Annotated in this window: 22 protein-coding genes; 1 reads left to right on the top strand and 21 read right to left on the bottom strand. The window is 49.7% G+C overall.

Translation table 11 applies throughout. The annotated features are described in order from the left end of the window. Positions 1–610 precede the first annotated feature (610 nt). The 20 genes from rnhB to ACO6UY_RS10205 all read right to left on the bottom strand — a co-directional run bounded on the left by rnhB (position 611) and on the right by ACO6UY_RS10205 (position 21,697). Positions 611–1,228, bottom strand: a complete 618-nt coding sequence (rnhB, locus tag ACO6UY_RS10300; RefSeq protein ID WP_422489814.1) for a ribonuclease HII — start codon at positions 1,226–1,228, stop codon at positions 611–613. After that, complete coding sequence (gene lpxB / locus ACO6UY_RS10295; RefSeq protein ID WP_422489812.1) at positions 1,225–2,415, bottom strand: lipid-A-disaccharide synthase; 1,191 nt, start codon at positions 2,413–2,415, stop codon at positions 1,225–1,227. Before lpxB ends, rnhB begins: the two co-directional genes overlap by 4 nt. Beyond that, the gene (lpxA, locus tag ACO6UY_RS10290) at positions 2,415–3,197 is read right to left on the bottom strand and encodes an acyl-ACP--UDP-N-acetylglucosamine O-acyltransferase (RefSeq protein ID WP_422462475.1); all 783 of its coding nucleotides are present in this window, start codon (positions 3,195–3,197) and stop codon (positions 2,415–2,417) included. Before lpxA ends, lpxB begins: the two co-directional genes overlap by 1 nt. 71 nt (positions 3,198–3,268) lie before the next feature. Continuing rightward, complete coding sequence (fabZ, locus tag ACO6UY_RS10285; protein WP_422466889.1) at positions 3,269–3,709, bottom strand: 3-hydroxyacyl-ACP dehydratase FabZ; 441 nt, start codon at positions 3,707–3,709, stop codon at positions 3,269–3,271. Positions 3,710–4,022: 313 nt separating this feature from the next. Next, the gene (gene lpxD / locus ACO6UY_RS10280) at positions 4,023–5,042 is read right to left on the bottom strand and encodes a UDP-3-O-(3-hydroxymyristoyl)glucosamine N-acyltransferase (RefSeq protein ID WP_422489810.1); all 1,020 of its coding nucleotides are present in this window, start codon (positions 5,040–5,042) and stop codon (positions 4,023–4,025) included. 6 nt (positions 5,043–5,048) lie between these two features. Then, a complete protein-coding gene (locus ACO6UY_RS10275; RefSeq protein WP_422489808.1) occupies positions 5,049–5,558 on the bottom strand; it encodes an OmpH family outer membrane protein in 510 nt (169 codons plus the stop codon). A gap of 265 nt (positions 5,559–5,823) precedes the next feature. Continuing rightward, on the bottom strand, positions 5,824–8,139 hold the full coding sequence (gene bamA / locus ACO6UY_RS10270; RefSeq protein ID WP_422489806.1) for an outer membrane protein assembly factor BamA: 2,316 nt from the start codon (positions 8,137–8,139) through the stop codon (positions 5,824–5,826). A 103-nt stretch (positions 8,140–8,242) separates the two neighbouring features. Beyond that, entirely contained in the window at positions 8,243–9,646 is a 1,404-nt protein-coding gene (gene rseP, locus ACO6UY_RS10265; protein ID WP_422462461.1) for a sigma E protease regulator RseP, read from the bottom strand. Beyond that, positions 9,643–10,857 carry a 1-deoxy-D-xylulose-5-phosphate reductoisomerase gene (gene ispC, locus ACO6UY_RS10260; protein WP_422489804.1) on the bottom strand — a complete coding sequence of 405 codons (1,215 nt, stop codon included), beginning with the start codon at positions 10,855–10,857 and terminating at the stop codon, positions 9,643–9,645. Before ispC ends, rseP begins: the two co-directional genes overlap by 4 nt. Before the next feature lie 3 nt (positions 10,858–10,860). After that, on the bottom strand, positions 10,861–11,667 hold the full coding sequence (locus ACO6UY_RS10255) for a phosphatidate cytidylyltransferase (protein ID WP_422445357.1): 807 nt from the start codon (positions 11,665–11,667) through the stop codon (positions 10,861–10,863). After that, complete coding sequence (gene uppS, locus ACO6UY_RS10250) at positions 11,661–12,440, bottom strand: polyprenyl diphosphate synthase (protein WP_422445359.1); 780 nt, start codon at positions 12,438–12,440, stop codon at positions 11,661–11,663. Before uppS ends, ACO6UY_RS10255 begins: the two co-directional genes overlap by 7 nt. Before the next feature lie 196 nt (positions 12,441–12,636). After that, positions 12,637–13,194 carry a ribosome recycling factor gene (frr, locus tag ACO6UY_RS10245; protein ID WP_209200164.1) on the bottom strand — a complete coding sequence of 186 codons (558 nt, stop codon included), beginning with the start codon at positions 13,192–13,194 and terminating at the stop codon, positions 12,637–12,639. A gap of 2 nt (positions 13,195–13,196) precedes the next feature. Then, positions 13,197–13,928 carry a UMP kinase gene (gene pyrH, locus ACO6UY_RS10240; RefSeq protein WP_209200162.1) on the bottom strand — a complete coding sequence of 244 codons (732 nt, stop codon included), beginning with the start codon at positions 13,926–13,928 and terminating at the stop codon, positions 13,197–13,199. A 497-nt stretch (positions 13,929–14,425) separates the two neighbouring features. Beyond that, positions 14,426–15,286, bottom strand: coding sequence for a translation elongation factor Ts (gene tsf / locus ACO6UY_RS10235; RefSeq protein WP_422445362.1), 861 nt, complete (start codon positions 15,284–15,286; stop codon positions 14,426–14,428). A gap of 221 nt (positions 15,287–15,507) precedes the next feature. Further along, positions 15,508–16,290, bottom strand: coding sequence for a 30S ribosomal protein S2 (rpsB, locus tag ACO6UY_RS10230; protein ID WP_422445364.1), 783 nt, complete (start codon positions 16,288–16,290; stop codon positions 15,508–15,510). Between the two features lie 256 nt (positions 16,291–16,546). After that, positions 16,547–17,767 (bottom strand): glycosyl transferase, encoded by a 1,221-nt coding sequence (locus tag ACO6UY_RS10225; RefSeq protein ID WP_422462463.1) that lies wholly within the window; start codon positions 17,765–17,767, stop codon positions 16,547–16,549. Between the two features lie 32 nt (positions 17,768–17,799). Beyond that, on the bottom strand, positions 17,800–18,609 hold the full coding sequence (locus ACO6UY_RS10220; RefSeq protein WP_422445368.1) for an HAD-IIB family hydrolase: 810 nt from the start codon (positions 18,607–18,609) through the stop codon (positions 17,800–17,802). A 15-nt stretch (positions 18,610–18,624) separates the two neighbouring features. Continuing rightward, positions 18,625–19,449 carry a UTP--glucose-1-phosphate uridylyltransferase GalU gene (gene galU / locus ACO6UY_RS10215; protein ID WP_422462465.1) on the bottom strand — a complete coding sequence of 275 codons (825 nt, stop codon included), beginning with the start codon at positions 19,447–19,449 and terminating at the stop codon, positions 18,625–18,627. A 217-nt stretch (positions 19,450–19,666) separates the two neighbouring features. Continuing rightward, positions 19,667–20,425 (bottom strand): hypothetical protein, encoded by a 759-nt coding sequence (locus ACO6UY_RS10210; protein ID WP_422445372.1) that lies wholly within the window; start codon positions 20,423–20,425, stop codon positions 19,667–19,669. Positions 20,426–20,938: 513 nt separating this feature from the next. Further along, positions 20,939–21,697, bottom strand: coding sequence for a hypothetical protein (locus tag ACO6UY_RS10205; RefSeq protein ID WP_422445374.1), 759 nt, complete (start codon positions 21,695–21,697; stop codon positions 20,939–20,941). Between the two features lie 297 nt (positions 21,698–21,994). Here ACO6UY_RS10205 and ACO6UY_RS10200 point away from each other — a divergent pair, with 297 nt between their 5' ends. Then, a complete protein-coding gene (locus ACO6UY_RS10200; RefSeq protein WP_422445376.1) occupies positions 21,995–23,710 on the top strand; it encodes a sugar phosphorylase in 1,716 nt (571 codons plus the stop codon). A gap of 150 nt (positions 23,711–23,860) precedes the next feature. Here ACO6UY_RS10200 and ACO6UY_RS10195 read toward each other — a convergent pair whose 3' ends face one another. After that, complete coding sequence (locus tag ACO6UY_RS10195) at positions 23,861–24,319, bottom strand: hypothetical protein (protein WP_422445378.1); 459 nt, start codon at positions 24,317–24,319, stop codon at positions 23,861–23,863. Positions 24,320–24,636 lie beyond the last annotated feature (317 nt).

Here is a 24,636-nt window from a genome sequence, read left to right as displayed (position 1 = left end):
TGATACCCATACCGTTCGTGCTGAGCTTGTCGAAGTACGGTGGCACCATTCTTCGACAAGCTCAGGAGGAACGGGTATTAACGCTTTTCTGTACCATATTCTTGGTTCTTGGTTCTTGGTTCTTGGTTCTTGGTTCTTGTTTTCAGAAATGCTTAAAATACTCAGTGTTTGTGAGTGTTTTATTAGAGTAAGTTATTTAAAAAAAGTTCCTTCAGAATTATCACCATTTGGCCACAGCAGACATGGCAGTTAACTCCCCCTCCTGCGCTACGCAATGTCACTAGTGCTAAAGTACCAGTAACAGCTCCTCACCGACACTGTAAATCGGACCTGACAACGCCCACATTGAAATGACTGTATTATTGCGACCCAAAGACCTGCACAGACCAAGCCTAGTACATGGTTTCAATGAGTTTGACGTGTACTATCTCCGTTCACCCTGAGCGGAGTCGAAGGGTGCTTGGCACGATCTATCAAAGTCCGGAGTTTCCGCCTTTAGGCCCTATGGGTCCTTCGACAAGCTTCAGGACGAACGGAGTGCGGAGGCACGACAACCCGTCAAACTCATTGAAACCATGTACCAGGCTTGTTGAGTCCGTTGCTTTTTATGTCAACTGACCACATCAGCCAGGAGCTCCCGAACCGGCTTAAAGGAACGACGATGGACGGGAGCAGGCCCCAACTTTCTTAACGCTTCAAGGTGGACTTTTGTAGGATAACCTTTATGCCCTGCGATGCCATAACCCGGCCACTCCCTGTCCATAATCAACATTTCCCGGTCGCGGGTCACCTTGGCGATAATGGAAGCGGCAGCAATCTCAGGAATACGACTATCGCCTTTTACAATGGCTTCAGCACGACAGGAAAGCGCTGGACAACGGTTACCATCGATATAAGCCAGTTCGGGCCTGACCGATAATCCCTCAACGGCACGCTGCATTGCCAGCATGGTGGCATGGAGAATATTCAGTTCATCAATTTCTGCTACTTCAGCCCTGCCCAGTGACCAGGCCAGGGCGTTATGACAAATAACGTCAAAAAGCGCCTCTCGCTTTTTCTCCGACAGTTTTTTGGAATCATTCAAACCTTCAATCGGGCGAGCAGGATCCAGGATGACAGCAGCGGCAATCACCGGGCCACACAGTGGACCTCTGCCCACTTCATCAACACCGGCAACAATAATTCCTGTGTCACTGGCGTCACACCAGTCAAATTGATTTTGCTTCATTGATTCTCTACCCGCTGCCTGGTCTGCTGAATAACTGACATCACCGCTTCATAGGCCAGCCTGCTGGCATCCTGCTTCAGTTGGTGGTGAATCTCCTTAAAAGACTGTTTCAGAGTATCTCTGTACGCCTGATCTTCAATGGCCTTCTTGATCAAAACCCTGAGATTTTCAGGAGTAGCATCGTCCTGTAACACTTCAGGTACCAGCTCTTTGTCGGCCAGAAGATTGGGCAGTGCGACATATTTGACCTTCACCATCCGGCTGATAATGGCAAAACTGAGCGGTGCCATTTTATAACTGACAACCAGTGGCTTTTTATGCAGTGCAGCTTCAAGAACAGCGGTTCCCGAAGCGATCAGAATCGCATCCGAGGCGGCCATAACCGATTGTGCCTGGCCATCATAGACCGTTACGTCCAGATCCGGAAACTCACTGACAATGGGTAGAAGTTGCTTTTTTCGTCGCTCATTGGCACAGGGAATTAAAAAGCGGGCATCCGGGAAGTCTTTCCTGAGCAGGCGGGCGGTCTCAAGAAATAGTTGACCAAGTTTGGCTATCTCTGGTTTGCGGCTGCCTGGCAATAGCCCGATTACCGGCCCACCACCATGACTGACACCCAGGGTATGTCTGGCTGCGTCTTGATCCGGATTCATGGAAATCTGGTCAGCCAGGGGGTGGCCAACAAAGGTCACAGGTACACCATGATCCCTGTAATAGTCCGCTTCAAACGGGAGCAGTGCCAGCATATGGTCTACGGAGTGCCGGATTTTTTTCAGACGACCTTCACGCCATGCCCATACCTGGGGGCTGACATAATGCACGGTTGGAATACCGGCCGCTTTCAGCCTGCGTTCAAGCGCCAGATTAAAATCAGGGGCATCAATACCAATAAACACATCAGGCTGATCGGCAATCAGTCGTTCCCGCAACTGTTTGCGAATACCCAGCAGTTCTCGCAAACGCCCGAGAACCTCAACCAGCCCCATCACCGATAACCGCTCCATGGGGAACACGCTGTCAAAACCCTCTGACTGCATCAGGGGACCGCCAATACCATAGCAGTAAGCATCCGGATAATGTCGTTTGATTTCACGGATCAGCCCGGCCCCGAGAATATCCCCTGAGGCTTCTCCTGCAACCAATGCAACACGTAATGATAATCCCGGGGAAGAAACTGCCGACTGCATCACCGGGTAATACCACGGCTTGATGATTTCAGAGAGTCAATCAGCAGTTGAATTTCCGGTAACGGCTCCATACTCTCGAGACGATCAATCGCTTCAGCCGTTCTCAACCCCTGACGGTAAATGATCTTGTAGCATTGTCGCAGTGTGCTGATCAGTTCAGGCGTATAGCCCCGGCGACGCATGCCTTCAAAGTTCATACCATGGGCTTCAGCCGGATTACCACTGGACATGACAAATGCCGGCACATCTTTAAACAGTGCCGTATGGGCAGCACTCATACTGAAGGCACCAATCTTGCAGAACTGATGCACCGTCGTGTAACCGCCCAGGATGGCGTTATCACCAACCATCACATGACCGGCAAGTGCCACATTGTTGGCAATAATACAGTTGTCACCTATAACACAGTCATGGGCCACATGCACATAGGCCATCAGCAAATTGTTATTGCCAATAGCAGTCAGCCATTGATCCTGAATGGTGCCACGATGGATGGTACAACCTTCACGGATAGTATTGTTATCGCCAATCACCAGGCGAGTGGGCTCACCAGCGTATTTTTTATCCTGACACTCTTCACCAACACTGGAAAACTGAAAAATACGGTTATTTTTCCCGATCACCGTCGGGCCCTTGATCACTACATGAGAGTGAATACGGCTACCCATACCCACTTCAACTCCCGGCCCAATATAAGTCCACGGCCCAACTTCAACATCTTCACCAATACGGGCACCCGGTTCGACAATAGCCGACGGATGAACTTTGGCGGTTGGATGAATATCGGCTTGCAACGGGCTAATGGCTTCAACCGCCCCGGCAGCTTCAGAATCAGTAACGGAGAGTGTGTCGCTCAAGATTTTATTTCCTTTCTTGCACACGTAACTTCAGCAGAGCAGACAATATTACCATCAACCACCGCCTCACAGGCAAATTTCCAGATATCCCGTTTCCGTGCCAACAGTGTTGCCCGGAGAATCAGCTGATCACCGGGAACCACCGGTTTGCGAAAACGCACCTTATCCGCTCCGGCAAAAAAGTAGATTGTGTCGCTATCCATCTTGCGAATGTGATAACCAAGGATACCTGCTGACTGAGCCATCGCTTCAATAATCAACACCCCCGGCATCACCGGATGCCGTGGGAAATGACCATTAAAATGCGGCTCATTACTGGATACATTTTTAAGACATTCGATGGTGCCATTTTCTGTATCCACATGAAGAACCCGATCCACCAGCAGAAAAGGATATCGGTGGGGCAGGATCTCCTTAATTACCTCAATTCGTCTCATTCACCTTAAACTCTATAACAGAAAAAGGCTGGACAACCAGCCTTTCCTTTACCGTAAAAATTCTTACCCCAGGAGGCTGACCGAGAATAGCGCCCGTCTAGGCGACCCCGTAGCGAGGATGGCAGAAAATTGAGGATAAAAATTCGGTTTTGTGAGGTGAATAGCGGGGCTATTTGCCGAACAAAAGCGGATTTTTAGACCAATTTTCTGCCACCGCACGACTGCATGGATGCAGGAGCTAGAGCAACGCAGGAGCAGTTGCCGGTAGGGCAGTCTATTCTCGGTCAGCCTCCTGGGTTTCAGTGTACTTATATCAGTCGCACTGCTTCTCCAGCTGTTTAACCCGCCTGGCCAGATCGTCCAGTTGCCGGAAACGAACCACGTTTTTCCGCCACTCACGACTCTCCATAAAACCAGTACCGGAAGAGTAGGAACCAGCCCTGGTAATTGAGCGCGTAATCATGGCCATGCCACTGATAAACGTCCCATCAGCAATGGTCAGATGACCGGCAAAACCGGCGGCTCCGGCAATAGTACAGTTTTTACCAATCTTTGTACTTCCGGAAATACCGACACCAGCGGCAATAGCCGTGTTCTCGCCGATTACCACATTGTGAGCAATCTGAATCAGGTTATCGAGACGGACACCACTGTGTATTTCCGTATTACCCAGGGCACCACGGTCAATACAGGTGTTGTTGCCAATTTCAACATCACTGCCGATCACCACACCACCGATCTGGGCGATTTTGTACCAGCGGCCATCCGCGTGCGCATTACCAAAACCATCACCACCAATCACCGCTCCGGAGTGAATGATGGTCCGATCACCGATGATGACACCATGGCAGACCGTAACATTGCGATGAAGGTGAACATCGGTACCAAGCACGGAGTCGTGCCCCACCACGGTACCGGCATCTATGCGAACACCGGCGGCAATCTGAACGCCTGCCTCAATCACAACATTGGCACCAATGGCAGCGGTCGCATCCACAACAGCGGTCTCATCAACCACGGCACTGGGGTGGATTCCTGCATTGCCACCACGGTCAGTATCGAACAGGGAGGAGAGCCGGGCATAACCCAGGTATGGGTTATCAAGAACCAGGGCATTGCCGGCAAAGCCACTGGCGGAATCCGGGCAGAGAATAACCGCACCGGCCTGAGTGGTTTCCAGATATCGGGCGTAGGCCGGATTGGCCAGAAAGCTTAACTCATGCCCCCCGGCATCCTGAAGGGTATTCAGACCTGAGACCTGCTTATCCCCATCTCCCTGCAGCCGGGCACCACACTGTTCTGCCAGTTGGGACAAAGTATAAACATCAGTCATGATTCATTACTTCATCTGGTTGAGGCTTTCAATGACCTTGCGAGTGATATCAATACTCGGACTGCCATAGATGGCCATCTGACGATCAATGACCAGGTCCAGCTTTAACTCACTAATAACTTTATCGATGGCAGTCTGCAGTTTTGGCCGCAGCTTTTCACGCTCAGCATTATCCGCTTCTGCTTTATCAGTCTGATACTGGCGTCCTTTCAGTTGCAAGTCTTCATACTTGCGCTGCAACTCCAGCTGGCGAACTTTCAACTGCTCGGCGCTCAAAGTCGGGCCATCTTTTTGCAGTTTTTCCTGCATATTACGAACGTCACCCTCAAGCTTCTGCAGAGCGACTAACTGAGGCTTGAACTTGGCTTCAGACTTTTTGGCGTATTGTTTGCCGGCATTGGATTCACTTAACACCATCGCCGTATCAAGCACACCCACTTTACTGCCACTAGTGGCTGCATTGGCCAGAGGGGCCAGCATAATCAGGGCCAGGAATGCCAGTCTGATTGATTTCAAAATAAATCTCCTGAAAACGGTAAAAAAAGGCATTATAAAGAAAAGGTGCCTGATAGCACCTTTTAATTACGTAAAATTCCCTCCTAAAAGAGGGATTTGCTTAGGAGCCTGTCGGACTTAAGACTGTCCTACTGCGGTTGCGAAAAATTGGTCTAAAAATTCCTGCTTCTTCGTCAAATAGCCCCGCTATTCTCCTCAGAAGCAGAAATTTTTATCCTCAATTTCTCGCAATCCTCGCTACGGACGCTTAAGCCCGACAGGCTCCTTAGAATGGAGTCCCCAGAGAGAACTGGAAGGTCTGGGTTTCATCCCTGCCTTTGGCATTCAGAGCCTTAGCCAGACTGAAAGTCAGCGGGCCAAGGGGGGTAATCCAGGTCAGGCCCACACCAGCACTGTAACGCAGCTCACCCAGGCCCGGCTTGTAGCAATCGACCACCTGTGAGCTGCAGCTCGTATCAAACACATTACCGTAGTCAAAGAACACGCTGGTCCTTAATGAACGCTGATCCTTGACAAAGGGTAAAGGGAATAGCACTTCAACCGTACCCTCAAGCAGCACATCACCACCCATGCTGTTGAAGTCATCGCCGTTATCCCGTTGCGCAGCCTTGGGTCCAAGGGAGTTATCATTGTAACCCCTTACAGAACCAAAACCACCGGCATAGAAGTTCTCAAAGAACGGCATTTCAGAAGTACTGCCATAGGCACCGCCATAACCCAGGCGAGTGGCAAAACGCGCCGTCAGACTGCGGGTAATGGGCTGAAAGTACTGACCTCGATACACCAGCTTATAAAATGTGGTGGTTGAGCCCGGAATCGCGGCAGACAGCGATAAGCTCTGGGAATAACCGGCCGTTGGCAGTAGCCCACGGTTCAACTCTGACTGCGACCAGCCCAGCGACGTCTTGATATTGGTAAACTTGCGCCCTTCTGTATCAAGATAATTCAGAATAACCCTGGGAGTACCGGAACCGGTGGTTATTTCCGTACCATCAACCCCAAGACTGAAATTAATGGACTCTGTTTCAGACAATGGATACCCGAAACGAACGTTACCACCAAAGGTGTCAGCCGCATAACTGGAGATGTCCGAATCACTGTAATCGTAGGTTCGATAGTAAATATCATAACCACGGGATACACCGTCAATGGTGTAATAGGGATCCATAAAACTGAAATTATAGAGCTGGCTGACATCACTTTTGTTCAGACCAACGGTGACCTTGTTGCCGGTTCCCAGAAAGTTATTCTGGCTGACAGAACCACCGAGTAACAGACCATCAGACTGGGAGAAACCGATACTGGCCGTAACACTGCCGGAAGGCTGCTCTTCTACGGTGTAATTAACATCAATCTGATCGCTGGTTCCCGGCACCGGCGGCGTTTCAACATTGACCTCCTTGAAATACCCCAGACGCTCTAGCCGCACCTTAGACTGCTCAATCTTCTGGGTATTGGCAGAAGCCCCCTCCATCTGGCGCATTTCCCGACGCAGTACCTCATCATCGGTCTTGGTATTCCCGGAGAAATTAATCCGTCGGACATAGGCTCTGCGGCCCGGATCAACAAAGAAGGTCAACTCAACGGTTTTGTTGCCATGGTCCGGTTTGGGAATTCCGGTCACATTGGCAAAGGTATACCCTTCGTTGCCAAGGCGACGGCTCAGAATCTCTTCCGTGGTAGTAATCAGTCTGCGGGAGAACACCTGCTCCGGCTGGGCCAGCAGCAGCTTTCTTGCCTCGTCTTCAGGAATCACCAGATCACCGGCCAGCTTAACGTCACTGACTGTGTACTTATCGCCCTCAGCCACGTTGACCGTGATATACACACTCTGCTTGTCAGGGCTGATAGAAACCTGGGTGGAGGTAATATTGAAGTTGATATAACCCCGGTCCAGGTACCATGACCGCAAACGCTCCAGGTCACCGGACAGTTTCTCCCGGGAGTATTTATCCGCAGAACTGAAGAATTGATACCACTCGGTTTTCTGCAGCTCAAACAGGTCAATCAGTTCATCCCTGGGGAAGGCCGTATTACCCACAACATTAACATGCTGTATGGTCGCCACCTTGCCTTCCTTGACATTGATGCGCAACTTCACCCGGTTACGGGGCTGCGCTTCAACATCGGCGGTGATCCTGGCACCGTATCGCCCCTGGGCAACGTATTGACGCTCAAGCTCAAGACGGATCGCTTCCAGGGTGGCCTGCTGGAAAATCTCCCCTTCTGCCAGACCGGAACGCTCCAGGCCGGTTATCAGATCTTCCGTCTTGATCGCCTTATTGCCCTTAATCTCAATTGCGCTGATGGAGGGTCGCTCAACCACCGCAACCACCAGAACATCACCTTCACGGGCCATACGAATATCATTGAAATACCCGGTTTGATAGAGCGCCCGGGCGGCCCCGGCGATATCCGGTGATTCAATATCATCGCCCACCTCAACCGGCAGGGCATTAAAAACTGTCCCGGCTGAAACCCGTTGAAGGCCATCAATCCGGATATCTGAGACGACGAAGGCCTGGGCAGCAGGCGCGATGGCTAAAGAGCCAATCAGCAGAGACAACAGTGATCGCTTCATGGAATCCGTTCTTATCCGTGTTCATTTCGCATTAACGTGAAAAACATGCTCTTCAATTTCCACATCGCTATTCATGACGCGCAGAGCGCAAAGTGCTTTTCTTTCATTGGAAGAGTCGGCTCAGGTCGTTATACATGGCCAGCATCATCACTCCGACAACAAAGGTTACCCCGATTTTCAAACCCAGTGTCTGGGTTTTCTCGGAAAGTGGCTTGCCCCTGACCATTTCAACGAGGTAGAAAAGCAGATGACCGCCATCCAGCACGGGTATGGGGAGCAGGTTCAACACCCCCAGGCTGACGCTCAACATGGCCAGAAAATAGAGAAAATTTTCCAGCCCAGACTCAAGCGACGCGCCAGCCACTTTAGCAATGGTTATCGGACCGCTCAAGTTTTTCACGGAAACAAGCCCGACAACCATCTTCCAGAGGGATTCCAGGGTCATGCTGGTCAGTGACCAGGTCGCCTGGGCACCTTTTACCAGCGAATCAATCGGCCCAAACTGTAAATGACGAATCATCGTTTCTGGCCAGGAAACCTGCTGGACACCTGCACCGATAAAACCGGTTGTCACCCCATCAGTGGATCGACTGCCCGGGGTCAACGGCATTTCCTGACTGACGCCATCCCGCTCAACCAGCAATTGCAACGTTAGACCGGCATTGTCACGAATCAGTTCAACAAAGTGCATCCAGTCAATGACGGTTTCGCCATTAACCTGCAGGATTTTATCACCCGACTCCAGACCATCTCTTGCTGCCGCCCCATCGTCCGATAGCTGACCAATGACTGCGGGGATAACAGGAGAGTAAGGCACAATACCCAGGGAACGCACAGGATTCGGCTGTTCCTCATTAACCAGCCAGTCAACTATCGTGATATTTTTATCCCGCACAGCCCCCTCTGAGGCCTCTCCGGGCTCACCTGCCCGGATAGAGACATCAAGATTTCGGCTCTCACCAATGAAGGACAAAAGTTCCATGTTCACGGCCTGCCAGCCCGGTGTTTCCACACCGTTCACAGCAACAATTTCATCACCGGGGTGAATACCTGCAACGGCAGACGGAGAATCGGGAATCACTTCGCCAACCTGAGGCATCAGGGTACGAACACCCACCATGTACATGAGCCAGAGGGCAAAAATGGCCAGCAGAAAGTTGGCAACAGGCCCGGCAGCAACAATGGCAATCCGGGCAAGGACGGGCTTATTATTAAAAGAAAGGTGCTGCTCATTATCGGGCACCGGCCCTTCCCTCTCATCCAGCATCTTGACATAGCCACCCAACGGTACCGCAGCAATACTGAATTCAGTACCATGACGATCAGTCCAGCGCCATAATGACTTGCCAAAACCCACGGAGAAACGAAGTACTTTAACACCGCAACGGCGGGCCACCCAGAAGTGACCATACTCGTGAATACTCACCAGTATTCCAAGGGTTACTACAAAAGCAAAAATGGTCTGTGCTGAGTCAGCTATCTCCGACAAGAGCGATTCAAAAATCATGCAACACCCTGCATTTGTGAAACCTGTTTCCGGGCCAGATAGCGGGCTTCCCTGTCAGCTTCCAGCACTTGATCTATGTCGCCGACATTCATGACCGGCAAGGTCTGCAATGTGGCATTAATGACTTCAGGTATGCGATCAAAACGCAGTTTGCGTTCCAGAAATGCATCAACGGCAATTTCATTGGCAGCATTGAGCATAGCAGCCGCGGTACCACCGCTGCGCGCCACGTCCTGGGCCAGCTTCAGACAGCGGTAACGCATCATGTCCGGCGCATAGAAGTCCAGTCTGGCAATCTCGGTCAGAGACAGGGGAGCAACACCGGATGGTATCCTTTCCGGCCATGCCAGGGCATGGGCAATGGGTGTTCTCATGTCCGGATTCCCCATCTGGGCAAGTACCGAGCCATCCTCATAATCCACCATTGAGTGGATGATGCTTTGCGGATGAATCACCACCTCCACCTGCTCAGGACGGGCATCAAACAACCAGCAGGCTTCAATAAACTCAAGCCCTTTATTCATCATCGTGGCAGAGTCTACGGAAATTTTACGCCCCATACTCCAGTTTGGATGGGCACAGGCCTGTTCAGGTGTCACAGCGGCAAAACTTTCTACCGGAGACTGTCGGAATGGACCACCGGAAGCGGTCAGCAATATTCGCCTGACCCCCACCCGCTCAAGCCCCCCGTGGTGATTGGCAGGCAAGCACTGAAAAATGGCGTTATGCTCACTATCGATAGGAAGGAGAACAGAACCAGATGCCTTAACCGCATCCATGAACAAGGCACCGGTCATCACCAGCGTTTCCTTGTTCGCCAGCAGTATTTTTTTTCCGGCACGAACCGCAGCCATGGTGGGCGGTAGCCCCGCAGCACCAACAATGGCCGCCATAACCACGTCAACATCACCATCCGCCGCCACCTGGTTCATGGCATCCAGGCCGGATTCAACAGAGATGCGCAAACCTTCAGACTGAAGGTCCGCCCTGAGTTTATTGGCCGCCTGTTCATCCGCCATAACGATATATTGCGGACGAAACTGACGGGCCTGCTCCAGCATAACGTCCGCGTTTCTGCCGGCTACTAAAGAATGCACGGTGTATTGATCCGGATTCCGCGCGATCACATCCAAAGTACTTTTGCCAATGGACCCGGTGGAACCCAACACACAAACCCGCTGTCTGCCGGATTGAGAGCATGATGCAGTCATGACCTAAAATACACCCCTGGTTATCATGACAAAAAGAGTAAATATCGGAACGGCAGCCGTCAGGCTATCAATTCGATCAAGCACACCACCATGACCTGGCAGCAGGTTTCCGCTGTCCTTGACCCCGCGGCAACGTTTCAAAACACTTTCCCAGAGGTCGCCCAGAACGGAAACCAGAACAGTCAGTATGCTCAGAATCAACAACAACACCCCCTGTAAAAAGCTGACACTGAAGAACAACGTCACAAGACTTGAAATCAGCATTGAGACCAGTAAGCCTCCGACCAGTCCCTCCATGGTCTTTTTCGGGCTGACCCGCTCAATAAGTTTTGTTCTGCCAAAACGCTTGCCAGCAAAATAAGCACCACAGTCTGCCCCCCAAACCATCACCAGAAGGATAACAATCAACCAGGCAGAGTCTGGCATTTGTTTGAGCTCATAAAGACCAAGCCATGGAGGCACCAGAGTCAGCACCCCCACCAATAATCTAAGGGACTGGTTCTCAAGCCAGCGCGCGCTCTTGGGATATTGCCTGACAAGGATAAAGGCGACCAGCCACCAGACAGCAGCCAGACCAAGAACCAACGAGGACGGTAAAAAAAGTGTCAGAGCACAAAAAACACCAATAGCCAGCGCATAGAACAGACGTACAGATCGCTGTTCAAAACCGGAAAGGTTCGCCCACTCCCAAGCCGCTAACATAATAATCGCGGCAATAAAGAAGCCAAAACCGGTTAATGGCAATAAAAAAACGCCTGCCAGCGCCACTGGCGCTAATATGACAGCAGTTATGATTCTTTCTTTCAGCACAGTGTTTCAGCCTCCACTTGCTCGCTGGTTTTGCCAAACCGTCGCTGGCGACGGGCGTAGCTCAGCAGGGCCTGCTGTAATTCATTACGGCCAAAATCTGGCCACAGGGTGTCGGTAAAATAAAACTCACTGTAAGCACATTGCCACAATAGAAAGTTACTGATTCGCTGTTCACCACTGGTACGAATCAATAGATCAGGGGCAGGCAAACCCGACGTACTGAGATGCTGTTCAATGGCAAACTCATCAATATTTTTAGCATCAAGCTCACCACGCGCCACTTTTTCAGCCAGTAGCCTCGCAGCAGAAGCGATATCCCACCTGCCGCCATAGTTGGCAGCAATGACCAGGGTCACTGAATAATCATTGGCAGTGAGCGTTTCTACTTCTTGAATATATTTCTGAATTTCAGGACTGAATCGGGTAATGTCGCCAATGACCTTCAGCCGGATGCGATTTTTCTTCATCCGACGAGCCTCTCGCTTGAGAACCCCCAGGAACAGGCGCATCAGGCCATTGACTTCAATGACCGGCCGATTCCAGTTCTCGCTGCTGAACGCAAACAGCGTGAGCACTTCAACACCCTGTTCATCGCAGGCTTCAACCACTTCACGAACCCGGTTAACACCCGCGCGGTGTCCGGCGAGTCCGGGCAGGTGTTTCCGTTTGGCCCAGCGGTTGTTCCCATCAAGAATAATAGCCACATGGCGCGGCAGCCTCTCTGGCGGAACTCCCTGAATGCCGCTTTTTCCCTGTAACAATGTATTGGCCATGGATTAAGACGATCTGAAAATTGGCAGGTAAAAAAAAGTGTAACAGTAGAACCTTGCAGGAGCCCGCCGTAAAAAGCAAGCGCCCACAAAGCATCAAAAGACAACTGACGCCTGAATTATTGCAGTCATTACCAGCAGGATTCTGTCTGACGCCAGCCAGACAAAGGCAATAACCGCAATTCAGTACAGTCAGCCATTAGATCGCCATTAAATCTTCTTCCTTAACAGAAAGATTTTTATCAACTTCAGCAATAAACTGATCAGTCAGCTTCTGCACATCATCCTGACCACGACGCTCGTCGTCTTCACTGATCTCTTTTTCCTTTTCCAGCTCTTTAATATCAGCCAGTGCATCACGGCGGATATTGCGGATAGCAATGCGGGCATTCTCCGCATCCTGACGCGCCTGACGAATATAGCCCTTGCGGGTCTCTTCGGTCAGCGGTGGCAGAGGAATACGAATAACTTCACCGGCAGTCGATGGGTTCAGCCCCAGGTCAGACTTCAGAATTGCCTTTTCAACATCAGGCACAATCTGTCTTTCCCAGACACGAACAGCCAGCGTACGACCGTCTTCAACAGAAATGTTAGCCATCTGACTCAGCGGTGTTTCTGAGCCGTAGTAAGACACCTTAATGCCATCCAGAAGACTTGGATGGGCGCGACCGGTACGAATCTTGTTGAAGGCAACCGTCAACGATTCAATGGTTTTGCCCATACGCTCTTTGGCATCATCTTTAATCTCATTGATCATCATTAACCCCCGTTTACCAGTGTTCCTTCATTACCGCCAACCACAAGATTTAACAGAGCGCCGGACTTGTTCATATTAAACACCCGAACAGGCATCTGCTGGTCGCGCACCAGGCAAATTGCCGTTAAATCCATAACGCCCAGCTTGCGAGCCAGGACATCATCATAGGTCAGCTGATCAAATTTAACCGCATCAGAATGCTTTACCGGATCTTTATCATAGACACCGTCAACCTTGGTGGCCTTGAGAACGATATCAACGCCCACTTCAATGCCTCTCAGACAGGCCGCAGAGTCAGTGGTAAAAAATGGATTTCCGGTACCAGCAGAAAAAATCACCACATCGCCAGAGTTGAGATACCGCACGGCACGACGATGATCATAATGCTCCACAACACCACTCATGGGAATGGCAGACATCACCCGGGTATTGATATTGGAACGTTCCAGGGCATCACGCAGGGCAAGGGCATTCATCACGGTTGCCAGCATCCCCATATGATCACCGGTGACCCGGTCCAGGCCTGCGGCACTCAGCGCAGCGCCACGGAAGAGGTTTCCACCGCCGATAACGATACCAACCTGTACACCAATCCCTACTAACTGACCGATTTCCAGGGCCATTCGATCCAGGACCCTGGGATCAATACCAAACTCACCTTCGCCCTGCAGAGCTTCACCGCTGAGCTTCAGCAGTATACGTTTGTATTTCGGTTGACTATCACTTGCCGGCATGTTCAGTTTCCGAGTCTGGTTGGCTAAATTACACACATCCCGCAAATGCGCTGCCATCGGGAGACTAGGAGGCTGTCCGATAATAGACTGCCCTACTGCGGTGGCAGCAAATTGGTCTAAAAAGTCGGAAATTTTTAGCAAATAGAACCACTATTCACTAAAAATTTCCGACTTTTTATCCTCAATTTTCTGCCATCCTCGCTACGGGCGCTATTCTCGGCCAGCCTCCTAGCCATGAAAGCGGCATTCGATGAACCGTCTGGCCGAAAATGATCTGTTCTGACCAATCAGCCAGCGAGTTGATGTGTTCTGACAGTTGACATTCTTGTCCATGAAACTTTCCCATGAAGAAAACCTGAAAATCAACCATCAGCTATGGATAGACATGAAAAGGCCAACCCAATGGGCTGACCCAGGAGCCTGTCGGAATCAAGACTGTCCTGCGCGGCAACTGCTCCTGCGTTGCCCCGGGAGGCTGTCCGACAGGCTTCTGGTTATTACAGTCCTGCCTGAGCGCGGACTTCAGCAGCGAAGTCCACTTCTTCTTTCTCGATACCTTCACCCACTTCGAAACGTACGAAGCTGGCTACAGTAGCGCCAGCTTTTTTGGCCAGTGCACCAACAGTGGTATCAGGATCTTTAACGAAAGGCTGTTCAACCAGGCTGCTTTCTGCCAGGAACTTGCTGATACGACCTTCAATCATCTTCTCGATGATATTGGCTGGCTTGCCAGACTGCTCTGCCTGAGCCTGGAAGATCTCTTTCTCTTTCTCTACCAGTTCAGCCGGCATATCTTCCTTGTTAACCACCTGTGGGTTAACAGCCGCAACGTGCATGGCGATATCACGAGCCAGTTCAGTATCACCACCTTCCAGTCTGGTCAGAACAGCGATACGGTTGTTACCGTGAACGTATGAGCCAATCACGCCGCCTTCAACGATAGCGATACGACGAACGCCGATGTTTTCACCGATCTTCTGAACCAGCGCCTGACGGGCTTCTTCCAGCTCGCCTTCCATCAGCGCGTTAACGTCAGCTTCTTTACGGGCAAAAGCAGCGCCAACCACCTGCTGAACGAAGTTCAGGAAGTTATCATCACGGGCTACGAAGTCAGTTTCACTGTTGACTTCAACCAGCACACCAAAGCTGGCATCGTCAGCCACTTTAACGGCTACAATACCTTCTGCTGCGATACGACCGGCTTTCTTGGCAGCTTTTGCCTGACCGGACTTACGCATTTCTTCGATTGCAACTTCAATGTCACCCTGTGCTTCAACCAGTGCTTTTTTGCACTCCATCATGCCCAGGCCAGTACGCTCACGCAGTTCTTTTACCAGTGCTGCACTAATAGCTGCCATGGTTGATTCCTCGCAAATTGACAGTCTTTTTATGCCACCAGCAATAACAGCGGCATAAAAGAATAGTTATCTGTACATCGGAAAAAAGGGGGCAAAGCCCCCTTACTCTTTTCCAAAATCGGCAAGCAGCATCTGTTATTTATGCAGTGCAATCGTAAAGCCTGCACCCTGTCATAAGACCAGGTTAATCAGATACTGCCTGGCACCAGGTCTTCGAAGCCTCAGGCTTCTTCAGAACCCTGCGCTTCTTCAGACTTGGGAGCTTCCTCAGCCTTTGGCGCTTCTTCGATTTCTACGAACTCGTCTTCAGCACCAGTGCTCGCACGGGCACGACCTTCCAGAATCACATCAGCAGCAGCCTTCAGGTACAGCTGGATAGCACGGATCGCATCATCGTTACCTGGAATGATGTAGTCCACACCTTCAGGGCTGGAGTTGGTATCCACGATACCAATAACCGGAATACCCAGTTTGTTGGCTTCCTGGATAGCGATGCGCTCATGCTCAACGTCGATAACGAACAGAGCGTCTGGCAGACTGCCCATGTCCTTGATACCGCCCAGGCTGCGATCCAGTTTTTCCAGATCACGGCTGCGCATCAGCGCTTCTTTCTTGGTCAGTTTTTCAAAAGTACCGTCGTCACGCTGGCTTTCAAGATCACGCAGACGCTTGATGGACTGGCGAATGGTCTTGTAGTTGGTCAGCATACCACCCAACCAGCGGTGATCAACGTAAGGCATGCCACAGCGAGCAGCCTCTTCACGAATGATCTTGCCAGCAGCACGCTTGGTACCAACAAACATGACCTTGTTCTTGCCTTCAGCCAGCTTGCCGATGAACTGCAGAGCGCCATTAAAGGCAGGCAGGGTGTGCTCAAGGTTAATGATATGAATTCGGTTGCGTGCACCAAAGATGAACTTGTTCATCTTCGGGTTCCAGTAACGGGTCTGGTGACCGAAATGCACGCCGGCCTTGAGCATGTCACGCATAGTGACTTGAGTCATGGGAATCTCCTGATTCAGGGTTATGCCTCCAAACACCCCATGTGTTCGACCAGATCATCATCCGTTTAACGGATTAAAACTGGCACCCGGAACCATGTGTCGGTGAATGTGAGATCTTTTATCAACGTTAAGTTTAATGAAGTCCATGCTGCTCAGTCGTGAGACTAACCGCCATGTACCCCATCTTGAAATCGCATCTCGAAATCAAGTGGCGCTTTATACCATACCCGGACAATTTTCGAAACTTTTTCTGCCATCAGCCAAAACGCTGGTTATCTTCTTCAACCGCATCATAAAGTCGCTCCAATATATCCGGAACAGCAGACATAACCCGGTTCCAACTGGGAATAAAGGGACGCTCCATGGGGTTTTCCAGAAAATGCTGACCGGCTTCCATGATATTCCTGGCAAACAACTCAACGGCCCGCTCTTCACTGTCACGATCCACATGCAAACCATTGATCATGGCATCATCATAGTAAGATTCAATAAAGTCCAGGGCCACCCGGTAGTAGGTTGCCTTGATGGTCCTGAAAGTCTCAGTATTAAACTGAACACCATTGGTGGCCAGTTTGCGGAAAATCGCCTTGATGATGTCATGACTCATTTTCGACAGCCCGCGACTGACATCCCCTTCAGACAGCGGCTGATGCTTATGATCATAAATATCCGCAATATCCACCTGACAGAGCCGCTTACTGGAGTAATTGCGCTTAACCTCCGACAACACCCCAATCTCCAGCCCCCAGTCACTGGGAATCCGGATATCGTTAAAGACACTGGTCCTCATGGAGAATTCACCCGCCAGGGGATAACGAAAGCTGTCCAGATATTCGAGATACTCCATCGGCCCGAGAATCTTTTTCAGCGCCCGCAAAAGGGGCGTAACCAGCAGACGGCTGACCCGGCCATTTAACTTATTGTCAGCGATTCGCGCATAATAGCCTTTGCAGAAGTCATAGCTGAAGGCGGGATTAGCAACCGGGTAGAGCAGCCTGGCCAGCAGATCCCGCTGATAGGTAACAATATCGCAGTCATGGAGCGCCACAGCTTCTGACTTTGCCGATGCCAGCACATAGCCGTAACAATACCAGACATTCCTTCCTTTCCCTGGCTCCTTCGGGGCCAGCCCCTTTTCAGCCAGCAGGGCATCAATTGCCTGCAACTTTGGCCCATCCTGCCAGAGAATACGGTGATGCTGATCCAGCCGTCCAAAAAAATCCCTGGCATAGGCAAACTGCTCCTGATCAGCGCGATCAAGGCCAATCACTATTTCAGAGAGATAGCGCACCTGGCTCAGCTCTTCGACAATATGCCCCAGGGCAGGCCCTTCCAATTCTGAAAACAATGAAGGCAAGACCAGTGACATGGGACGCTGGCGGGAAAATGCCAGCAGGTCACGCTCCATATCGTCGGTTGACCGAACTCTCAGATTGTGAAAATTGGTAATTATGCCATTCTGATAAAAGTCACCCATAACCCACCTTTCCTCCACTATTGAAAGTGATTTTATGGCTTGCCAAACATATCAAGTATGGCCTGATTCCAACCCTCAGGACCGACACTGCGGGTTTTAACAACATTCACCAGATGACTCACATCCGGTGCCTGGCCATGCTCCGATCGGATAAGCACCGGATAATCGGCCGCCTCCAGCATCGGCAAGTCGTTCATCCCATCCCCAAGCGCACAGGTTTGCCAGGTCTCTTCCGGATATTCCTGCTGATACCTTTGCAGTAATGCCCGCAAAGCCAGCCCTTTATCCCCTTTCCCGGAAACATGATAAAAGCGCCCTCCTCTCGTCAGATGAAGCCCTTGCGACTCAAGCAACCTGACAAACTCCCGCAATTCTGCATCACCATCACGCCAGATCACCGGCTCACTGGCCTTTCGGGTCATGGCTTTACCCGCCTCATCGATTGATAACCCGGTAACTTCTGCCACCTGATCCCCGGTCAGGTCACCAAAGCCGGTAAACCTGAAACCATGTTTAAGCCGGATATTGGATAAAATTCGCCGTATGCTGCGATAAGGCTGACCATGAAAAAAGTGGGTAAGCCCACAGGAATCCCGGAAATAATCCGCCGGGATCGTCGTCACCATGCCATTTTCACTGATAAATGGCTGATCATTCCCCATCTGTCGCTGAATAACAAGCACCTCTTCCAGCGTTTTACTGGTGTTAAAAATGACCGGTATTTCACGCTCAACCAGCAATTCCAGGGCAGGCTGAGCGGCTGCCCAGCCATAATCATTATGATCCATAAGGGAGCCATCAAGATCGGTAAAAACCAGTATCCTCGGCGCTGTTGCTGCCATCAATAAACCATCCACTCAACCAAAACGTTTTTGATAAATGGCATTGGTGGCCTCGACAAAACCACCCATACTGCCACAGTCAAATCGCCTGCCCTGAAATTTACAGGCAATCACACAACCACTTCTGGCCTGAGACATAATGGCATCTGTCAGTTGTACCTCACCGTTTTTTCCCGCCTCGGTGTTGTCAATAATGTCAAAGATATCGGGGGTCAGAACGTAACGGCCAATAACCGCAAGATTACTGGGAGCCTCTGAAGGCGCAGGTTTTTCCACCATATCCGTCACCCGGATCAAATGCTCATCCAGGGCCTCCCCGGCAATCACTCCATACTTTTCGGTTTCTGCCGCAGGCACTTCCTGTACCGCAAGAATCGTACATCGGAACTGCTTATAGAGATTGACCAGCTGAGCCATCACCGATGGCCCCTTATCATTGACACAAAGGTCATCCGCCAGAATGACACCGAAGGGCTGATCACCTATTAATGTCTGGCCACAGGCAATGGCATGGCCCAGCCCCAGCATCTGATTCTGCCGGGTATACGAGAAGGTACAGGCAGACATCACATCCCGGATCGACGACAGTTTCTCCTCCTTGCCACTACCGGCAATCTCCGCCTCCAGTTCATAGTTAATATCAAAGTGATCCGGTATCGCCCGCTTATTCCTGCCATTAACAAAACCGAGATCCGTTAATCCTGCCTCCATTGCCTCCTCTACCCCGTATTGAATCAGCGGCTTATCAACAATGGGAAGCATTTCCTTGGGCATGGATTTGGTGGCTGGCAAAAAACGTGTGCCATAACCGGCAACAGGAAAGAGGCATTTTGTAATCATTCAATAACTCCGTTTATCACTTGATCTTGAATGCGTTAATACGATGCAGTTCCCATGCCAATGTTACAAGGCACAACTCATGTCAAGAAGGTAAAGAGTGTGAATCAGAGCTTTATTGCTATTTCAGGAGAGGCATTTTGCAATAGCAGGTTCCGGTTTGCTTCTTCCGAGGCTTTCTTTATAGTCGACCCAATCGTTGGGCGGAACCTGCTCTTATCTAATCAGATGTAATACTTATACCCATTCGCCTTTTGTGGTCAGGGTCAGTAGATGTACAGATTATCAACATACCTTTTTGGAGGTCGTCTTCATTGCGAAAAAAGACGAGCGGATTGTAGCCGGTTATGGCATTTGCCTCTCTCAGGTGTTGTATCACACTTTCATGCTGTAAATTTCCCATGACAACTAATCCAGCTGCAATGAAAAAATCTTTCTCAAGCAGACCGGAATGTTTGCCCCAACTTTGTGGATCGTTATTAGATTCACCCATTACTTTACTGATCCAGGGATAATGCTGCATGCTAACCAGTTGTTTCACACTTTCGATAACTTCAGCTATTTTACAGATTTTGATATCTACACGATTATCTTTGTCATAGAAATGAGTTAAATCATGGCCTGATTGCTCTGCTTCGTCTCGGCTATTGACCTCCTGAAATTTCAACCGCGGGTATTGATAGATAACCTGATGGATAAATCTTTTAAGAAAGTCTTTATGACTTTCGTCCTGTGCCTGTGTAATATAGAGAGGCTTTCCAATGGTAGCGACTCCCGGGTATTCGGATATCAGACGCTCAAGCAATTCTTGAACACTCAACTTCTCTTCTATGTCACCTTGGTGAAGTTTGATATGACTCAGCTGTCTTGTGACCAGCCTAACCAGTCCTAACCTGCTGGGAACGGCTTGATCATAATCTGGAGGAGGGGATTTATCAGCAGGATCAACATTTGGTGAACCAGTTGGTGTGACGTTCATTTTTTCTTCCTGTTATCGGGGTCGCAATACACAAAAGTTAAGGGCTGCAATTATGCAGCGGTTCCCACAAAGAAGTCATCTAACCCATTGATAAATAAAGATTAAACCCAAAAAAGACTGCGATACTGTGTTTAAATATTCCATTAAATATCAATGGGTTAGCCTATTTGCGGGAATCGCTGGCAATTATGGCTATTGCCTGGCGCATATTACAAAAATTGCCAAGCGTGATTTCTGACCATTCTGACAAAAAATAGTTCAAAACCTTAAAGTGATATATCGCAAAAAAGTTGGAGATAGCGGGGGGATGTCACTATCATCATTCCGTAAAGGCGGGGCGAATAATATGCCAATGTTACATGGCACAACTCATGCTCCTGATATTAAGAACGTGAATCAAAATCCATAACGCTGCTATTTCAGGAGAGGCATTTTGCAATAGCAGGTTCCGGTTTGCATCTTCCGAAGCTTTCTTTATAGTCGACCCAATCGTTGGGTGAAACCTGCTCTTATCTATGACTTCTGCTTGATAGATCGAATGAATATACCCATTTCCCTTTTGGGGTTAGGGTCAGTAGATCTACAGATTATCAACATACCTTTCTGGAGGCTGTCTTCATTGCGAAAAAAGAACAGCGGAGAGTAGCTGGTACGGGCATTTGCCTTTTTCAGTCGTTTCATCACCCTCTTATGCGATAAATCCACCACGTCAGCTGATCCGGCTGAAATGAATAAATCACCGTTAAGCAGACCGGAATATTCGCCCCATTTGTGTTGATCTTTTCTTAAATGATCGATCCAGGGATATTTGTACATACTGGCCAGTATTTTCACACTTTCGATGACTTCAGATATTTTACAGATTTTGATATCTACATGATTAACTGTGTCATAGAAATGAGTTAGATTATGGCTTGATTGCTCTGCCTCATCTCGGCTATTGACCTCCTGAAATTTCAACAGCGGGTATTGAGTGATAACCTCCAAGATAAATCTTTTAAGAAAGTGCTTATCACTTTCGCCCGGTGCTCGTGTAATACAGGGCGGCTCTTCAATGGTGGCGGCTCCAGGGTATTCGGATATCAGACGCTCATACAATGCTTTAACACTCTGCTTCTCTGCTTGGTCACCATGGTGAAGTTTGATAAAACTCAGTTTTTCCATGACCAGACTTACCAGGCCTGACTTTCTGAGAACGGCTTGAGCATCAGCTGGAGGGCCGGGTTTAAGGGCAGTATCAAGTTGTAATGAACCTGCTGGTGGGACATTCATTTTTTCTTCCTGTTATCGGGATGCACAATACACAAAAGTTAAGGGCTGCCATCATGGTTATTAAATGACGCATATTGCAAAAATTGCCATGTGTAATTTTTGACCATTATGACAAAAAATAGTTCAATACCTTAAAGTGATATATCGCGAAAATTTTTTAGATAACGGGTTATATCACTATCATACACCCGTAAATATGGTCGAATAATATGCCAATGTTACATGGCACAACTCATGCTCCTGATATTAAGAACGTGAATCAGAACACCATAACGCTGCTATTACAGGAGAGGCATTTTGCAAAGCTATCCCCCTATCTTTGCGTCATTTCATCAATCGCTATCCAGGCTTCTTCACATCCCTTATGGTGATCAATCGGATGACCTCGCCAGTATCATCGTCCGCCGGGTTGAGTACTTTCTGCACAACCATGAACCGAAAAGTTTTGACGCCTGGTCAGAGCAGGATATCTATCTGATCACTTATGGCGACAGCCTCACAGAGCATGGGAAACCACCACTGAAAGTACTCAGTGAATTCCTTGGCAGGCACATCCGGCAGCTGATCTCCACCGTGCATATACTGCCTTATTTCCCCTACAGTTCTGATGATGGATTCTCCATCATTGATTATCTGCAGGTTAACCCTGCTCTTGGTGACTGGAATAACGTCAGGGCCATCGCTGAGCGCTATCGGTTAATGACCGACCTGGTTATCAACCACGTATCCCGGGAAAGCCTGTGGTTTGCGGATTTTGTCAGCGGCATCCAGCCTGGGCGGGACTACTTTATTGAGGAAGATCCATCCACAGATCTCACCATGGTCACCCGCCCCAGAAACTCCCCCCTGCTGGTTCCCACCCAGACACGCCGGGGAACCCGCCACGTCTGGGCCACCTTCAGTGAGGACCAGATCGACCTTAACTTCAAAAACCCGGATGTACTGATAAAAATGGTCGATATTGTGCTTTTCTATCTTGCCCGGGGTACCAGCGTAGTGCGTCTTGATGCCATAGCTTTCCTATGGAAGAAGCTCAATACAGCCTGCGTACATCTGCCGGAAACCCACGCCATGGTCAAAGTAATGCGGCTGATTATTGAACAGGTTCGCCCCGGTGCATTACTGATAACCGAAACCAATGTACCTGACCCGGAAAACTTCAGCTATTTCGCCCGGGGCGATGAGGCGCATTTGGTGTACCAGTTTGCACTGCCGCCACTGATACTCCATGCACTAAACCGGGGCACAGAAAAATACCTGGCGCACTGGGCAAGGGCATTACCGGAATACCCTGAGGGTTGCACAACACTGAATTTCACCGCCTCCCATGATGGCATTGGGCTGCGACCGCTTGAAGGGCTCGTCCCCGACAGTGAAGTCGCCGAACTGGTGGACAGCATGCACCGTTTTGGCGGGTTTGTCAGCATGCGCACACTACAGGATCAAAGCGAAAAACCTTATGAGATCAATATCTCTCTATTTGACGCCATGAAAGGCACACGCCGTGGCGAGGATCACTGGCAGGCACAACGCTTTCTCTGCTCACAAATCATTATGCTCGGCATGAAAGGTATTCCGGCCATCTATATTCATAGCCTGCTGGCGACTCCGAACGATATTGTCGGCGTTGAACGATCTGGCCGCACCCGATCCATCAATCGCCGTAAATGGGATATTGAAGAGCTGCGCACAGAACTGGAAAACCCCGTCTCAATGCAGAGCATGGTCTTTAAAACCCTGAAAACCATTATTGGAATTCGCCGAAAAGAGCGCTGTTTTCACCCGGACTGCCCTCAGCAAATCATTGATATCGCACCGGGCATTCTGGCCTTTTCCAGGACTGAGCCCAAAACGGACAGAAGCCTGGTTGCCATTCATAATCTGACGGCAACTCATTTGGACATAAATGCAAAAAAATACCAAGGCCGTCTTGACCTGCTTAGCGGCAAGACCTTTACCTCTGAACAGTTAAAGCCCTATCAAACCCTATGGCTGGTTTCAGGCACCCGGTGATCTCATGGATCGTTCGGCACAGTGAGCGCGTTATCTGGTCATCGCGCCCGGCACGCCCGGGCACATCAGTTTCCTGGTAACGCAGCATATGGCTCAACTTCAGTAGAGGCCAAAGCCCCTGATAAACCAGTAGTTAATAAGCCAAGGATATCAGACTCTACTTGCCCTATCAGTGGAGTCCAGATCCGAAATTTGAACCCGGGTGTTGAAGACCTCTGATTGACTCGATGACACACTGATTGATCTGCTTGCCAGAGAATTTTCCTGTATTGTGCGGCGACGCTCATCGAGTAAGAAAATAATACTCCCTGCTAAAAAGCCTAGGCTGGCCCCCATGATTGGCTGCGGAGTATCATCCGTGTACGTTGGTATAACCCCATCCCGTTTCCAAAGATAATTAATCAGTGACTCACCACCTATCCCCAGGGCTACACCAGCGGAGATAATGGTTAGCCCCCGCCAGACAGTTTTTGCCTTCTCTGTTCGGTACCAGGGAGTAGCAGTCTGGCGTTCATTGCCAGAACCACTTGCATTGCTTACTCCCTCTGATGTGCCAGAAATATCAATTTGTGCACTGCCGGTGCCGGAAATATGGGTTACGGGGTTCATAATGAACTCTCAAAAATTAGAAATTTATAGTATTAAAAGAAATTTTTTTATTATTGATCACACATTTTGACTTTGGATAATTGAAAAAGTTCACTAATGAACTCAAGGGAGCGGTAAAATCGTACTAACTGAACGTCAATAGCATCACTGCCTGCAGAAAAGCTGGTACGGATGTTAATTTCAATAGCCGCATCATCCGGTTATCCGTGAAGCTGCAGATGGCTTGACCCGGATGTTTCATAAACTGCCCCGAATCTCGCGAAGGACCTTGTCGCTCTATGGGATTTTGTGAGGGAGCGCCGTACCGGGGAGTGTGG

The sequence above is a fragment of the Endozoicomonas sp. ALE010 genome (assembly GCF_049310165.1).
In the GTDB taxonomy this organism is placed as follows: domain Bacteria; phylum Pseudomonadota; class Gammaproteobacteria; order Pseudomonadales; family Endozoicomonadaceae; genus Endozoicomonas.
The sequence above is the reverse complement of the archived record's forward strand: the minus strand, read 5'-3'. Positions and strand labels throughout refer to the sequence as shown.

Coding starts and splice junctions, on each gene's coding strand:
- rnhB (WP_422489814.1), bottom strand. CDS start 1,228: ATGAAGCAAAATCAATTTGACTGGTGTGACGCCAGTGACACAGGAATT.
- lpxB (WP_422489812.1), bottom strand. CDS start 2,415: ATGCAGTCGGCAGTTTCTTCCCCGGGATTATCATTACGTGTTGCATTG.
- fabZ (WP_422466889.1), bottom strand. CDS start 3,709: ATGAGACGAATTGAGGTAATTAAGGAGATCCTGCCCCACCGATATCCT.
- lpxD (WP_422489810.1), bottom strand. CDS start 5,042: ATGACTGATGTTTATACTTTGTCCCAACTGGCAGAACAGTGTGGTGCC.
- bamA (WP_422489806.1), bottom strand. CDS start 8,139: ATGAAGCGATCACTGTTGTCTCTGCTGATTGGCTCTTTAGCCATCGCG.
- rseP (WP_422462461.1), bottom strand. CDS start 9,646: ATGATTTTTGAATCGCTCTTGTCGGAGATAGCTGACTCAGCACAGACC.
- ispC (WP_422489804.1), bottom strand. CDS start 10,857: ATGACTGCATCATGCTCTCAATCCGGCAGACAGCGGGTTTGTGTGTTG.
- uppS (WP_422445359.1), bottom strand. CDS start 12,440: ATGGCCAATACATTGTTACAGGGAAAAAGCGGCATTCAGGGAGTTCCG.
- frr (WP_209200164.1), bottom strand. CDS start 13,194: ATGATCAATGAGATTAAAGATGATGCCAAAGAGCGTATGGGCAAAACC.
- pyrH (WP_209200162.1), bottom strand. CDS start 13,928: ATGCCGGCAAGTGATAGTCAACCGAAATACAAACGTATACTGCTGAAG.
- tsf (WP_422445362.1), bottom strand. CDS start 15,286: ATGGCAGCTATTAGTGCAGCACTGGTAAAAGAACTGCGTGAGCGTACT.
- rpsB (WP_422445364.1), bottom strand. CDS start 16,290: ATGACTCAAGTCACTATGCGTGACATGCTCAAGGCCGGCGTGCATTTC.
- ACO6UY_RS10225 (WP_422462463.1), bottom strand. CDS start 17,767: ATGGGTGACTTTTATCAGAATGGCATAATTACCAATTTTCACAATCTG.
- ACO6UY_RS10220 (WP_422445368.1), bottom strand. CDS start 18,609: ATGGCAGCAACAGCGCCGAGGATACTGGTTTTTACCGATCTTGATGGC.
- galU (WP_422462465.1), bottom strand. CDS start 19,449: ATGATTACAAAATGCCTCTTTCCTGTTGCCGGTTATGGCACACGTTTT.
- ACO6UY_RS10210 (WP_422445372.1), bottom strand. CDS start 20,425: ATGAACGTCACACCAACTGGTTCACCAAATGTTGATCCTGCTGATAAA.
- ACO6UY_RS10205 (WP_422445374.1), bottom strand. CDS start 21,697: ATGAATGTCCCACCAGCAGGTTCATTACAACTTGATACTGCCCTTAAA.
- ACO6UY_RS10195 (WP_422445378.1), bottom strand. CDS start 24,319: ATGAACCCCGTAACCCATATTTCCGGCACCGGCAGTGCACAAATTGAT.